The organism is Limnobacter olei (genome assembly GCF_029087225.1).
Classification (GTDB): Bacteria; Pseudomonadota; Gammaproteobacteria; order Burkholderiales; family Burkholderiaceae_B; genus Limnobacter; species Limnobacter olei.
In genome coordinates this window covers 164708-178225 of record NZ_JARFJD010000005.1, presented here as the reverse complement: position 1 = coordinate 178225, position 13518 = coordinate 164708, and the positions used below count along the sequence as shown (strand labels likewise).

Here is a 13518-nt window from a genome sequence, read left to right as displayed (position 1 = left end):
CAGTCGGCGGCGGTGTTTCGATCGCCTCGCCTTCAAGAAAACCTGCCCTGGCGTGCCGAGCAGGGCCGGTGTCGCCCAATATGGGCGACAGAGAACGGACCCGACCCGTAGTTTAGGAGGGTCGTTCTCAGGCATCGCGAGGCTCAGCAAGGGAGAAACAGGTTTTCTGGCGAGAGATCGGAACCCAAGCCGATAGGGCAGTTAACAAGCGCCGAGAGGCTGCAGTCCAGACCGGTCACGCGGTTGGATCGTGCTCAAACACTGCTTTGTAGCTTGGGTAGAAGGTACATAGCGACACTGCCATGACCAGCGCCACGCACATCATGTTCAGCGCACTCACAAACGCGGCGGGCAAACCCAGCATGGTGAACAAAACGACAAACACCGATGAAAAACCCAAGCCCAAAATAAGCCAGCCCATGCCGTAAATCAGAAAGCTGCCCTTGTTTCGCCACACCGCGACCCAGCTAGAAAACAGGGCCTGCATGGGTTTCATATTGTGCCAAACCACCAACACCGGTGCGAACCAGAAAGCCAACAGTACTGGAATACTGGTGATGCCAATAAAAATCGTGTAAAGCACCATGTACTCCATGAAGGCGGCACTGGTGGCTGCATCGGCCTTTTGGAGATCTTCAATTGACACGGTGGGCTGCGCCCCAAGAACAAGGTGCGCAAGTAGCCGGATCAATGCAAAACACGCGGTGTAAATTGCTCCCAAAATCAACAGAGATTGCAGGTGCTTTCTGTTGTCTTGATTAAAGGCATTGAACAAAACACTGGGGCTGACCCGCAAGCCTTTTTGGCCCATTTTGCCAGCCAGCATGATGCCAAAGCCCAAGGCAGGCGATGCAATGGCCACTGCCGCGGCACCGATAAACGGAATCAGGATTCCAATGAAAAGAATAATGAACAGATAAGTGTTGCCGAACAGGAACATTTCACCTGGCTTACTGCGGAAAAGCTGCAAGCCCTGCATCAGCCAATCCCATCCCGCACTGGGTGGGCAAGTATGTACGTAGTTGGCCAATTGTTAACTTCCTTAATTCGGTTGAGGGGCAAGCGGTATTCCCTGCCTGCGGGCAAGCAATACGCGTTCAAAATGTTTGGGGTCTTTCACGTTCAGCACTTCTGCCTCGCGTGGCATGTAAAAATCGTAAAGTCTGGAGGTCCAGAAGCGAAGCCCCGCGGCGCGCAGCATGTCTTGCCAAAGTTCGCACTCATGCACACTCAGTGGGCGTTCAGATTGATAACCGTCAAGCAGGGCGCCAAGCAATTCAGGATTCAATTCTCCGGTAGACAGCTGGATACACCAGTCGTTCGCGGTCACTGCGAGGTCGAACAGAAATGTATCGACGCCAGCAAAATAAAAATCGATCACGCCGCCAAGTTCGTCGCCTTGCATCAGGGCATTGTCGCGAAACAAGTCCGCGTGCACTGCCCCTTTCGGCAGTATTTTATAGGCATGCCTTTCAGCCACGGCTTTTTGGTGGTTCACTTCGCTGTGCAACAGTTCACGAACAGAGGCTGGTAGGTGCGAATCGAGAGCATTCATCGCACTTTCAATCCATGCCAGCCCACGGGGGTTGGGCGTATTGCCCGGAAAATCAGCCACAGCAAGATGCGCTTGTGCACAAAACTTTCCGATTTCTCGGCATTGAATGGCGTTGGGGTGCTCGACAGATTTGCCGCTGAGGCAATTCACCAATGTAGCAGGCTTGCCGTTGAGCGCGTTGAACAATTCACCTTGACCATTGGGAATCGGACCGGGTACGGCCAGGCCCTTTTTGGCCAAATGTTTCATGAGGCCCAGGTAAAACGGCAAGTCCTCTGCCTTCAGTTTTTCAAACAGGGTTAGAACAAAGCGGCCTGTGGTGGTATTTACAAAGTAATTGGTGTTCTCAATGCCCGACTCAATGCCTTCAAATGAAAGCAGTTCACCACAATCCCGGCCTTGCAGCCATTGTTGCAGTTCTGTTTGGGTAATGCGCGTAAAAACAGCCATTCAAAGTCCTGAGTAGGGTCGTGAGCACCCCGGATTTTACCTGTGTTTGCCCCTGCTTTATAAGTCCAACAGCTTCTCTGTTTCACTGTCTGATGGATTGAAGGTGCGTTTTTCGTAGAAGTGGAATATGCATTTCAGCACCTCCTCAGGTGTTTCAACCACTTCAAACAGGTCCATGTCGCTAGGGCTGATCATTCCCTCGCCCAACAAATGGCTTTTCACCCAATCAATCAGGCCCGCCCAGAACTTGGAGCCCACCAAAATAATGGGAATACGCCTGCCTTTGTTGGTTTGTATCAGCGTGAGGGCCTCAAACATTTCATCAAGCGTACCGAATCCGCCTGGCATTACGACATAGGCACTGGCGTACTTTGCAAAGGCTACTTTGCGAGCAAAAAAGTGGCGAAAAGTCAGGGAAATATTCTGGTATGCATTACCGCTTTGCTCGAACGGCAGTTCAATATTCAAACCCACGCTGGGCGATTCGCCCGCATAGGCCCCTTTGTTGGCAGCTTCCATAATACCGGGCCCACCACCACTGATTACCGCAAAACCTGAGTCAGACAGTGCTCGCGCGATGTTCTCAGTCAGCGCGTAGTAGGGGTGATCCACTGGGGTCCGGGCGCTGCCAAAGATGGACACTGAAGGGCGAATTGCTGACAGCTTCTCAGTCGCCTCGATGAACTCTGCCATAATTCCCAACACATGCCACGATTCTCTGGCCTTCACTGCGGTGGATTGTTCTTTGGAGGGTAGGTGGCGCAATGTCGGAATATTCTTATTTTTGGTTGTCATATGAAGCGATTACTCCTGGTTGATGGGTCGAGCTACCTGTACCGTGCCTTTCATGCCATGCCCGATTTGCGAAACCGCGCAGGCGAGCCCACGGGTGCCATTTATGGCATGGTTAACATGCTTCGACGCCTGCGTGCAGATTACAACACTGACGATATCACCTCCAATTGTATCGCCTGTGTGTTCGATGCGCCGGGTAAAACCTTTCGTGACGACATTTACCCCGAATACAAGGCGAACAGGGCCAGCATGCCCGAAGACCTTGCCGCTCAGATCCCTCACATTCATGAAGTGACTAGGGCCATGGGTTGGCCCATCGTGATGGAGCCTGGTATTGAGGCGGACGATGTGATTGGTACCTTGGCTCAAGTGGCGCTTGAGCAGGGCTTTGATGAGGTGATTGTGTCCACGGGCGACAAAGACATGGCCCAACTGGTGAATGACAAGGTTCGCTTGGTGGACACCATGAAAAATGCGGTCATGACTCGGGACGCCGTGTTTGAAAAGTTCGGTGTGTACCCGGAACAAATTGTTGATTACCTGACGCTGGTGGGCGACACCGTGGACAACGTGCCAGGTGTGGAAAAGGTGGGGCCAAAAACCGCTGCGAAGTGGCTGGCGGAGTACAAGACCCTGGATGGCGTGGTGGCCAATGCCGACAAAATTGGCGGCAAAGTGGGCGAGAACCTTCAAAAAGCGCTGGACTGGTTGCCCACAGGCAAAACCCTGGTCACCATCAAAACAGATTGCGAGTTTGAGTTGCGCCGCCACATTGAAGAGCAACTGAAGGCAAATGCTGAAAACAAAGAAGCGTTGAAGCAACTGTTTCAGCGTTTCGAATTCAAGACCTGGTTCCGCGCTCTGGGCGGCGTGGGTGAGGATGAGTTTGCAGCTGCGCCGAAAGTGGATGGTCCGCCCGATGGCAGTTCAATGAGCCTGTTTGATGCGCCTACACAGGCTGTGGATTCGATTGAAACCATTTGCGTTCAAACCCAGGCACAGCTTGACACTTTGTTGGTGGAATTGAAAGCTGCTGCGGCCAGCAAAACGCCGGTGGCTTTTGACACTGAAACTGATTCGCTGGAACCCATGAATGCGCGCATTGTGGGTCTTTCATTTTCAGTGAAACCAGGTGTGGGCTATTACATTCCACTGACGCACCAAGATTTGACTGCCGAGCCACAATTGCCATTGGCCGAGGTGCTGGCATTCCTGAAGCCCTGGTTCGAAGACTCCGATTCGCTCAAAATTGCCCAGAACGCCAAGTACGACTTGCACGTGATGGCCAATCACGACGTGTGGGTGAAGGGTCTGTTTGAAGACACCATGCTGGCCAGCTACATTCTAGAGGCCCACAAGCCCCACGGCATGGATGCCTTGGCCCTGCGCTGGTTGAACTACAACACTATCAAGTATGAAGAAGTGGCAGGCAAGGGTGCCAGTCAAATTACCTTTGACCAAGTGCCTATCGACACTGCCACCAAGTACGCTGCCGAAGACGCGGAAGTCACCTTGCGCCTGGCCCACACCTTGAAAGCCGAACTCGACAAGGTGCCAGAACTTGCCAAGCTGTACCGCGATGTGGAGTTGCCTTTCGGGCAGGTGCTGTTCGAAGTGGAGCGCAACGGTGTATTAATCGATTCCGACAAGCTTGAAGCTCAAAGCGCTGAAATTGCCGACAAGCTGAAGTTGATTGAAGAGCAAGCCTTTGAATTGGCAGGCGGTAGTTTTAACCTGAATTCACCCAAACAAATTGGCGAGTTGCTGTTCGACAAACTGGGTTTGCCTGTGGTGAAGAAAACTGCCAGCGGAGCACCTTCGACCGATGAAGAAGTATTAAGCAAACTGGCAGAAGATTACCCCCTGCCCGCGAAGTTGCTGGAACACCGATCGCTTGCAAAACTGAAAAGCACTTACACCGACAAATTGCCTCGCATGGTCAATGCGCGCACAGGGCGTGTGCACACCAACTATGCGCAAGCCGTGGCAGTTACCGGTCGCCTCGCCAGCAATGATCCCAACTTGCAAAACATTCCTGTACGTACCGCAGAGGGTCGCCGGGTGCGAGAGGCCTTTATTGCAGCACCCGGCTGTGTGCTGGTTTCGGCCGATTATTCACAAATCGAGTTGCGCATCATGGCCCACATTTCAGGCGATGAAGCATTGATTCACGCCTTCAATGAAGGGTTGGATATTCACAGTGCCACTGCGTCCGAAATTTTTGGCGTGGGTTTGAACGAGGTCACATCAGATCATCGGCGCACAGCGAAGGTGATTAACTTCGGTCTTATTTATGGCATGAGCGCCTTTGGCTTGGCTGGCAATCTGGGCATTACCCGAGAAGCTGCCAAACTTTATATTGACCGTTACTTTGCCCGCTATCCCGGTGTGGCGAAATTTATGGACAATGTGCGCGCCCAAGCCAAGGAAGACGGCTTTGTACAAACCGTTTTTGGGCGACGCCTGTGGCTGCCTGAAATCAAAAGCCCAAACGGCCCACGCAGGGCAGGTGCAGAACGGGCCGCGATCAATGCGCCCATGCAAGGTACTTCGGCCGACCTGATCAAAATGGCCATGGTGGAATTGTCAGCATGGTTGAAGGCAGAAAAACTAAACACAAAGATGATCATGCAGGTGCATGACGAAGTCATTTTCGAAGTGCCCAAGGGTGAACTCGAATTGATTCAAAAGCGCGTGCCTGAAATCATGACGCAGGTGGCCAAGCTGCGGGTCCCGCTGGAAGTGGGTTGCGGTGTGGGCAGCAACTGGGAAGAGGCGCATTAAAACTTCAGCAGCAAACAGGAGCAAGGCATGAGCGATATCAAGAACAAGGAAAATCAGGAACACCTGGAAGCGCTGACTGGTGGTGGCAAACTGCCCATGAGTCGCCGCACCTTGCTGAAGGGTTTCACGGTTGGTGGCTTTGCGGTGGCTGCATCGCCCGTGTTGGCCCAAGCCATTACCACACCTAGCGATGGTCTTGAAGAAGGTCGCGTGTTTGTGGATGTGGGCGACGATGACATGTTTGCATACCGTGCTTATCCAAAAGGCAAGAAAAATGCACCTGTCATTTTGGTGGTGCCTGAAATTTTTGGCGTTCATGCGTATCTGGAAGATGTTTGCCGGCGTTTTGCACAGGCGGGTTTTTATGCCTTGGCCCCGGAAATTTTCTTTCGCCATTCCGAGCCCGGGCAATACGCCACAGTGGCCGCCATTCTGGAAAACGTCATCGCCAAAATGGACGACAAACAGGTGATGGCTGATTTGGACAAGTGTGTTGAATTTGCTGGCACCGAGGGTGCTGATGTAAAAAAACTGGCGGTAACCGGCTTTTGTTGGGGTGGGCGAATTACCTGGCTGTACGCAGCCCATCAGCCAGCCGTGAAAGCCGGAGTGGCCTGGTATGGTCGTCTCGTAGGGGCGAAAACCGAACTGACGCCTCGGCATCCAGTGGATGTGGCCGCGCAGTTGAAAGCCCCGGTTTTGGGTTTGTATGGTTCTGAAGACAGCTCCATTCCCTTGGACACGGTTGAACAAATGAGACAGGCTTTGGTTGCAGCCAGCGGTAACCCCAATGCCAAAGCCAGCAGCATCACGGTATTTGACAAGGCTCAGCACGGTTTCCACGCTGATTATCGCCCTACCTATAATTCCGCCGCGGCGAAACAGGCGTACAATCAGGCCCTTGAGTTCTTGCGGGGCAAGAACCTGATCTAATCTCGGACCAATCCAAATCGTGCAATCCAGTTTACCGCTTGTTCTCCTGGCCGCTGCCTTGGGCACGGCCTTGGCCATTTTTGCATCTGCCTTGTTGACTGCCAGGCACATCGCCCGCTCGCTTGAGCCCATGGTGAGTGTGTCTGCTGGCGTGTTGCTTGGTGCATCCCTTCTGCATCTGTTGCCAGAAGCGCTGGACAAGGGCATGGATCACCACAATTTGTTTGCATTGTTGCTGGCAGGTTTGCTGTTTTTCTTTGTGCTGGAAAAATTTTCGATATTCCGCCATAGCCACCACCACGAGCACGACGGGCACGACCACCACCACGGTTTCGACAAACGCGAGGCGCGCCGCGGTGGTTTGTTGATTGTGGTGGGTGATTCCATTCACAACTTCGCCGATGGCTTGTTGGTGGCCAGTGCGTTTTTGGTTGATTTCGAGTTGGGTTTGGTGACCACGCTGAGTGTGGTGCTGCATGAAATTCCGCAACAAACAGGCGATTATCTGGTGCTGGTGAATGCGGGAATTGCTCGCAAGAAAGCCTTGCAGCTGATGTCGGTTGCTGGTCTGGCTGCAGTGTTGGGCGCAGGTTTGGGCTACACCTTGTTCACTGAATTGCAGGCTTTACTGCCCTATGCCTTGGTGTTTGCGGCAGCCAGCTTCATTTACGTGGCGGTTGCCGATCTGATTCCGCAAATGCAGCAGCGTGTGAAAATCAAGGAAAGCGTGGTGCAGTTGCTTTGTATTGGGTCGGGCGTGGCTTTGGTGGCTATACTGGCCGAAATTCTTCATCACCACCATTGAACAACTACTCGCCCACCAGTTTTCTCTGGTGGGTTGCATAAGAAGACATTGCTCCGCAGGCAATAATCAGTAAAACACCCAACCAGGTTGTGCTGGTGGGAATGTCGCCCAGCACCACAATTCCAAAGAATGTCGACACCAGAATTGTGCAGTATTGCAAAGCGGCTGAAAGCCAGGTTGAGCCGCTTCCGAATGAACGGGTCAGCGCCAGGTTGCCCGCACCACCAAAAAACCCCAGCGCCACAAGCCACAACAAGGTCCAATCGGTGTCTGGAGTCTTAAACACCTCAAATTCCCCGAAGCCAAGGATGTACACCAGTGATGTCACAGTGGCTGTGCCTGCGAAGTAAAGCACAGTTCGCCACTCGGGTTCGCGGGCTTGCCCAAGGCTTTTTAATTGCATGTAAGCCACGGCAGACACCGCACCAGCACTCAGGCCTAAAAGAGCAGTTTGTAGTTGGTTGCCGTAAAACACGGGTTGAAGAACCGCAATGACACCAGAAAAGCCGATTGCAATTGCGAACTGCTCCAGGCGATTTCTGGATTGCCCATACCAAAGCCACAAGATCAGGGCAATGAACAGGGGGGAGGTGTACATCAGTGTGGTCGCCGTGGCCAGGGGCAATTGCGTGGTCGCATAAAAGCCGCACCACATGGCAATGATTCCTGCAACATTTCGTTTCAAATGAAGAAATGCAACCGGGCTTTTCAGGCTCAGGCCTTGAAGCAGAGCCCAACCGGTGATTGCAATGACCGGCACTGCTCCGCGAAAAAGAACAATTTCACCCAAGCTGGCGTGGGTGCCCGCGAGTTTGACCATCAGGCCCATGGTGCCGAAACACAGGCAGGCCATTAACATCCAGAGTGCTTGCATGGGGGCAGATTGTAGCCCGGCTTCATGTCCCGGGGCGATGCTCAGGACAATTCGGGCGTGGCTTTGTAATGTGCAAAGCTCGGATCAAGCCACACCTCCCGTTTCTCCAGTGGCGTATTGTCCATCGAATGGGTAATGCGAAATACACGCAGACTGGGCGCATCCGGAATTTTATTGAACAGGCTCGCAATACGCGGTTCCATTGACTTCACCGACACCTCATCGGTCATCTGGCCAATCCGCATTTGAAACACCTCGGAGGCCAAACGGTACAGGTTGCCGGCCGATTTCTGCAGCATTTCAATGCTCAATTTCGGAAAAACCTTTTTGGAGAGGCACAGCTGTTCATAAGCAATCAGTTGGGTGTGCAGCATGTGCCGAACTTCAATCAACCAGATTGGATCGCCCAAGGCGATACCTAGGGCTCGAGATTCTTCGGTGTCAGCATGAATACTCTCCAGGCTGATCAACTCGGTTTTTACTTCGGTACCCGCATACTCGGTTGCCCAATGGTCATTGAGTTTGAAGGGATCTGCCCGATCGTATACCGGCGAAGGTAAGGCTTTGTCGGTCACAAATGTCCCGAGCCCCTGCATTTTTGTCACCAGTCCAGATTTTTCCAGCGATTCGATTGCGCGGCGAATAGTGCCGATTGACACCTGAAAACGGTCCGACAGTTTTTTTTCATTGGGCAGTGGTTCACCGACTTTCCAGGTTTGCCTGAAAATTTCATCGGTCAGAACTTCACTGATTTGCTGGTAGGCGGGGCCGCCACTACGTACAACGGGCCCGTCCAAGGAATTGGAGCCACGCATCATCTAAATATATCCAGAGTTTTATTTTTGTCTAATCAATGTACCAGAAAAAGATTGAACAAAAATACAAATCGCGATATTGATTTTGACGACGCGTGGTTTTACGGGTCAGAAGGTTTTTTTCAGTTTCCCGGACTGGTGGTGAGTGGGGTTCATTTGAGCCCCATACCAGGAGTGAAAGTGCGCCATGCCATCTTCCATCGGGCTTTGATAGGGGCCTGCGTCGTGTTCCCCTCGATCCATCAGCACCCGGCGGCCTTCGTCCATTCTCTCGGCAATTTCATCGTCTTCGACAGCAGTTTCCATGTAGGCTGCTTGTTCAGCCTCGACAAATTCACGTTCAAACAGGCGAATTTCTTCCGGGTAATAAAACTCCACAACATTTAGGGTTTCTTGTGGACCCTTCGGGTGCAGGGTAGACACCACGAGCACGTGCGGGTACCACTCCACCATGATGTTGGGATACATACAAAACCAGATTGCGCCGTACTTGGGCTCTACACCGTTGCTAAACTTTTTCACGGCTTCGTGCCATTGCCTGTACACCGGCGTGCCCGGGCGACGTAGGCCTGCTTTCACACCCACCGATTGCACGCTCCAGTTCTCGCCGTAGTACCACTGCAAATCCGAGCAACTTACAAACTGGCCAAGGCCTGGGTGGAAGGGCTCAACGTGGTAATCCTCCAGATAAACCTCAATGAAGGTCTTCCAGTTGTAGGGCAGCACATTGGTTTTTACGGAATCCAGTTGAAATTCCGAGAAATCGATTTCTGCGAGAAACGGAACATTCTTCAGATCCTCAAGCACGTTACGCCCGGAATTGAATAGCAGACCGCGCCAGTTCTGCAATGGATACGACTGAAGTTTGGTGCAAGGTTGCTGCGCAAAATGCGGCGCACCCAGCAATTCACCTTTCAAATCGTAGGTCCAGCGGTGAAGCGGGCAAACGATATGGCTGGAATTGCCATGGCCTTTCAACATAATTGCCTGGCGGTGGCGACACACATTGGACAAAAGCTCGATTTCAGAGCCGTTGTTGACTAGAATGCGGCCGTCGCCCTCCCACGGAAGTGACCTCCAGTCGCCGCACTCGGGCACCCAATGGGTGTGACCGACGTAACCCGGTCCGTCTCGATAGAGTAGTTGGATTTCATCCTTCAAAACATGTTCATCGAAATACGTTGAAACATGAGGCTGTAAACTTGATTGCGTCACGGCATGTGACACATTGGACAAATCACTCAAATCGGACATGATCCCGGGGACCTCCTCCAACAGTGTCCCTGATCGACACTGATGCAAATTAACCTGTTGAACAAAAAGAGAAAGTGGGATTGTACCCTTTAGTCTGCATTCCGGCCAAAGACTTTTCGCCTTTGGACAAAGTCGCAGTAAAATGGAGGACTTTGTATCATGCGCCGCAGCACAATGAGCCCGAGCAAATCGAAAATAGCGCCAGTTGACAATGCCCAAGCGGTGCCAGCCTCTTTTGAAGAGGCAGTGGCCGAGCTTGAGGCTTTGGTGAATACCATGGATTCCCAGAATCTTGGCCTGGATCAATTGCTGACCGATTACAAACGTGGGGCCTATCTCGTGAAGTATTGCAGGGACCGGTTAAGCCAGGTTCGCAAAGAGGTCACCGAGATTGAACAAGCATTGAACAAACCCGCTGATGAAGGTGCGCAGTGAGCTTCGCCCAGTCTATTCAGTTGAACTGGTTTGACGAAACTCGCGCGGGTTTTGAAACAGCATTGGCAGAAAAGTTAAACCAGTCCAAAGGTCCTTCCAGTGAGCTGAATGCCGCAATTGAATATGCTTTGTTGGATGGCGGCAAGCGCCTGCGCGCTATGTTGGTATTCGCAGCGGGCCATGCAGTAGAGACACCAGCCAGTGAGTTAAGCGATGCAGCCTGCGCCATCGAAGCCATGCATGCCTATTCTTTGGTGCACGACGATTTACCCAGCATGGACAATGATGTACTTCGCCGTGGCAAACCAACCTGTCATGTGAAATTTGGTGAGGCTTTTGCCCTGTTGGCAGGTGATGCACTACAAACAATTGCTTTTCAATGGCTGGCTGAATCGGACCAAGGCAATGTTCAGGTTCGCATGCAGCAAATTGCAGCCTTGGCTGGCGCCTCTGGTTTGCAAGGCATGGCTGCCGGGCAGGCAATTGACCTTGCGCATGTGGGCAAGCCCATGGACTTGCAGTCGCTTGCCAATATGCACGCGCGCAAAACGGGTGACTTGATCTCGGCGTCAGTGCGCATGGGATATGTAAGCAATACAGCGCTTTCGGCCGTTGAGAGGAATGGATTAGAGGCCTATGCCCATTGTTTGGGCTTGGCATATCAGGTAATTGACGACATATTAGATGTGGAGTCCACCAGTGAGGTGCTCGGTAAAACATCGGGCAAAGACGCACTGAACAACAAACCCACCATGGTGAGTTTAATGGGCCTGGGCGAAGCCAAAGCACTTTTGGCCCGGCTGCGAGAACAGGCTTTCACAGCCTGCGAGGTTATTGCTGCCCCGCGCCGCGCGCCGCTGGAAACCCTTGTAGAACTGATTACAAACCGGAAATCATGACCGATCTGCTGAAAAAAATTGATTGCCCCGCAGACCTGCGGCGACTGTCTGAAAACCAGCTGCCCAAGCTGGCCGACGAGTTGCGCAATTACATCGTGGAGCAAGTCGCAAAAACAGGTGGGCATTTGTCGTCCAACCTGGGCACGGTTGAATTGACTGTGGCTTTGCACTATGTGTTCAACACCCCGAATGATCGCGTGGTGTGGGACGTGGGCCACCAAACCTACCCCCACAAAATTTTGACTGGCCGGCGCGACGCCATGCCAGGTTTGCGCCAATACGGCGGCATCTCCGGTTTTCCGAAGCGTTCGGAGTCTGAGTACGATGCCTTTGGTACTGCACATTCCAGTACCTCGATTTCGGCTGCTCTTGGCATGGCGGTTGCCTCGCGCAACCTGGGCGTGAACCGCAAACACATTGCCGTAATTGGCGACGGCTCCATGACCGCTGGCATGGCCTTTGAAGCCTTGAATAACGCGGGTGTGACGCCCGACATTGATTTGCTGGTTATTCTGAATGACAACGACATGTCCATCTCGCCACCCGTGGGTGCGCTGAACAAGTACTTAGCCAAGCTTTTGTCCGGCCGCATGTTGAACAATGTGAAGGAAGTGGGCAAGGGTATTTTGGGCGTGGCTCCGCCCTTGTACGAACTGGCGCACCGGCTTGAAGAGCATGTCAAAGGCATGATGAGCCCAGCCACACTGTTCGAGGAATTTGGATTCAATTACTACGGCCCCATTGATGGTCACGATCTGGATGCCTTGGTGCCCACCCTGCAAAACCTGCGTGCAATGAAAGGCCCGATCTTCCTGCATGTCATCACCAAGAAAGGGGCAGGCTACAAGCTGGCTGAGCAAGACCCTGTGCTTTACCATGGCCCGGGCAAGTTCGATCCCAGCATCGGTATTCAAAAATCAAGTACACCCAAGCCCCCCACCTACACCCAAATTTTTGGCAAGTGGCTGTGCGACATGGCGCAATCCGATCGCAAACTGGTGGGCATTACCCCTGCCATGCGCGAGGGTTCCGGTATGGTTGAATTCGAGCGTCGCTTCCCCTCGCGCTACTTTGATGTTGGAATTGCAGAACAACATGCAGTCACATTTGCAGCCGGCCTGGCGTGCGAGGGCATGAAACCCGTCGTGGCTATTTATTCCACATTTTTGCAACGCGCTTACGATCAGCTGATTCACGATGTGGCCTTGCAGAATCTGGATGTAACCTTTGCGCTGGACCGCGCCGGTTTGGTGGGTGCTGACGGAGCGACCCATGCGGGCAACTACGACATTGCTTACCTGCGTTGCATTCCCAACATGGTGATCGCCGCTCCCTCCAACGAGGATGAGTGTCGCAAATTACTCACAACCGCTTATCACTATCCCGGCTGCGCCTCGGTTCGCTACCCGCGCGGCATGGGCCCCGGTGTGGTCGCTGACGAATCGCTCGATTCCCTTGAAATTGGCAAGGCAATTGTGCGTTATTCGCCCGATGAATCGGAGCACAAACTTGTAATTTTGGCATTTGGCTCCATGTGTGAATCAAGCCTTGAGGCTGGCCGCGCGCTGGGTGCCACTGTGGTGGACATGCGCTGGGTCAAGCCCATTGATGCCGAATTGCTACAAAGGTTTGCCGAGCAGCGCTACAGCTTTGTGACCGTGGAAGAGGGCTGTATCATGGGTGGCGCAGGTTCAGCCGTGACCGAACACTTGCATGCCCAAGGCTTTAACAATGCAGTTTTGCAACTCGGCTTGCCCGATGAATTCATCGACCATGGAGACCCTGTTCTCCTGCTCAAGAATCTTGGATTGGACGCCCAAGGCATAGAAACGTCCATCAAGCAGCACTATGGCGAGCTCTTCGATCGCCACACCAATGTGGTACGCCATGTAGCAGGGCGTGCCGCGAACACATGAGGA

Annotated in this window: 12 protein-coding genes; 6 read left to right on the top strand and 6 right to left on the bottom strand. The window is 52.9% G+C overall.

The annotated features are described in order from the left end of the window. Nucleotides 1-235: 235 nt before the first annotated feature. Genes PY990_RS04795 through PY990_RS04785 form a run of 3 tightly spaced genes read right to left on the bottom strand, consistent with a single transcriptional unit; the run spans nt 236 to nt 2800 of the window. Nucleotides 236-1030, bottom strand: coding sequence for a BPSS1780 family membrane protein (locus PY990_RS04795; RefSeq protein ID WP_275270641.1), 795 nt, complete (start codon nt 1028-1030; stop codon nt 236-238). 12 nt (nt 1031-1042) lie between these two features. Continuing rightward, complete coding sequence (locus PY990_RS04790; RefSeq protein ID WP_275270640.1) at nt 1043-2005, bottom strand: homoserine kinase; 963 nt, start codon at nt 2003-2005, stop codon at nt 1043-1045. 57 nt (nt 2006-2062) lie between these two features. Then, complete coding sequence (locus tag PY990_RS04785; RefSeq protein WP_275270639.1) at nt 2063-2800, bottom strand: LOG family protein; 738 nt, start codon at nt 2798-2800, stop codon at nt 2063-2065. Here PY990_RS04785 and polA point away from each other — a divergent pair, their 5' ends adjacent. The 3 genes from polA to PY990_RS04770 are packed head-to-tail and all read left to right on the top strand — an operon-like array spanning nt 2801 to nt 7322. Then, entirely contained in the window at nt 2801-5584 is a 2784-nt protein-coding gene (gene polA, locus PY990_RS04780) for a DNA polymerase I (RefSeq protein ID WP_275270638.1), read from the top strand. 27 nt (nt 5585-5611) lie between these two features. Beyond that, complete coding sequence (locus PY990_RS04775; RefSeq protein ID WP_275270637.1) at nt 5612-6517, top strand: dienelactone hydrolase family protein; 906 nt, start codon at nt 5612-5614, stop codon at nt 6515-6517. 19 nt (nt 6518-6536) lie between these two features. Beyond that, nucleotides 6537-7322 (top strand): ZIP family metal transporter, encoded by a 786-nt coding sequence (locus PY990_RS04770; RefSeq protein WP_275270636.1) that lies wholly within the window; start codon nt 6537-6539, stop codon nt 7320-7322. A gap of 4 nt (nt 7323-7326) precedes the next feature. On the opposite strand, the gene PY990_RS04765 is transcribed toward PY990_RS04770, so the two are convergent. The 3 genes from PY990_RS04765 to PY990_RS04755 form a co-directional block, all read right to left on the bottom strand. Continuing rightward, entirely contained in the window at nt 7327-8196 is an 870-nt protein-coding gene (locus PY990_RS04765) for a DMT family transporter (protein ID WP_171100060.1), read from the bottom strand. Nucleotides 8197-8237: 41 nt separating this feature from the next. Continuing rightward, entirely contained in the window at nt 8238-9014 is a 777-nt protein-coding gene (locus PY990_RS04760) for a GntR family transcriptional regulator (RefSeq protein ID WP_171100057.1), read from the bottom strand. A 105-nt stretch (nt 9015-9119) separates the two neighbouring features. Next, nucleotides 9120-10247, bottom strand: a complete 1128-nt coding sequence (locus tag PY990_RS04755; RefSeq protein WP_275270643.1) for an aromatic ring-hydroxylating oxygenase subunit alpha — start codon at nt 10245-10247, stop codon at nt 9120-9122. Between the two features lie 177 nt (nt 10248-10424). Here PY990_RS04755 and xseB point away from each other — a divergent pair, with 177 nt between their 5' ends. From xseB to dxs, 3 genes are read left to right on the top strand one after another with little or no spacing between them, the layout of a single operon-like run. Beyond that, nucleotides 10425-10700, top strand: a complete 276-nt coding sequence (gene xseB, locus PY990_RS04750; RefSeq protein ID WP_275270635.1) for an exodeoxyribonuclease VII small subunit — start codon at nt 10425-10427, stop codon at nt 10698-10700. Next, a complete protein-coding gene (locus PY990_RS04745) occupies nt 10697-11599 on the top strand; it encodes a polyprenyl synthetase family protein (protein WP_275270634.1) in 903 nt (300 codons plus the stop codon). The genes xseB and PY990_RS04745 overlap by 4 nt, the downstream gene beginning before the upstream one ends. Next, complete coding sequence (dxs, locus tag PY990_RS04740; protein ID WP_275270642.1) at nt 11593-13515, top strand: 1-deoxy-D-xylulose-5-phosphate synthase; 1923 nt, start codon at nt 11593-11595, stop codon at nt 13513-13515. The genes PY990_RS04745 and dxs overlap by 7 nt, the downstream gene beginning before the upstream one ends. Nucleotides 13516-13518 lie beyond the last annotated feature (3 nt).

Excerpts from the sequence above, each read along its gene's own strand:
- xseB (WP_275270635.1), top strand. The coding sequence starts at position 10,425 with ATGCGCCGCAGCACAATGAGCCCGAGCAAATCGAAAATAGCGCCAGTT.
- PY990_RS04785 (WP_275270639.1), bottom strand. The coding sequence starts at position 2,800 with ATGACAACCAAAAATAAGAATATTCCGACATTGCGCCACCTACCCTCC.
- PY990_RS04765 (WP_171100060.1), bottom strand. The coding sequence starts at position 8,196 with ATGCAAGCACTCTGGATGTTAATGGCCTGCCTGTGTTTCGGCACCATG.
- polA (WP_275270638.1), top strand. The coding sequence starts at position 2,801 with ATGAAGCGATTACTCCTGGTTGATGGGTCGAGCTACCTGTACCGTGCC.
- PY990_RS04790 (WP_275270640.1), bottom strand. The coding sequence starts at position 2,005 with ATGGCTGTTTTTACGCGCATTACCCAAACAGAACTGCAACAATGGCTG.
- PY990_RS04775 (WP_275270637.1), top strand. The coding sequence starts at position 5,612 with ATGAGCGATATCAAGAACAAGGAAAATCAGGAACACCTGGAAGCGCTG.
- PY990_RS04760 (WP_171100057.1), bottom strand. The coding sequence starts at position 9,014 with ATGATGCGTGGCTCCAATTCCTTGGACGGGCCCGTTGTACGTAGTGGC.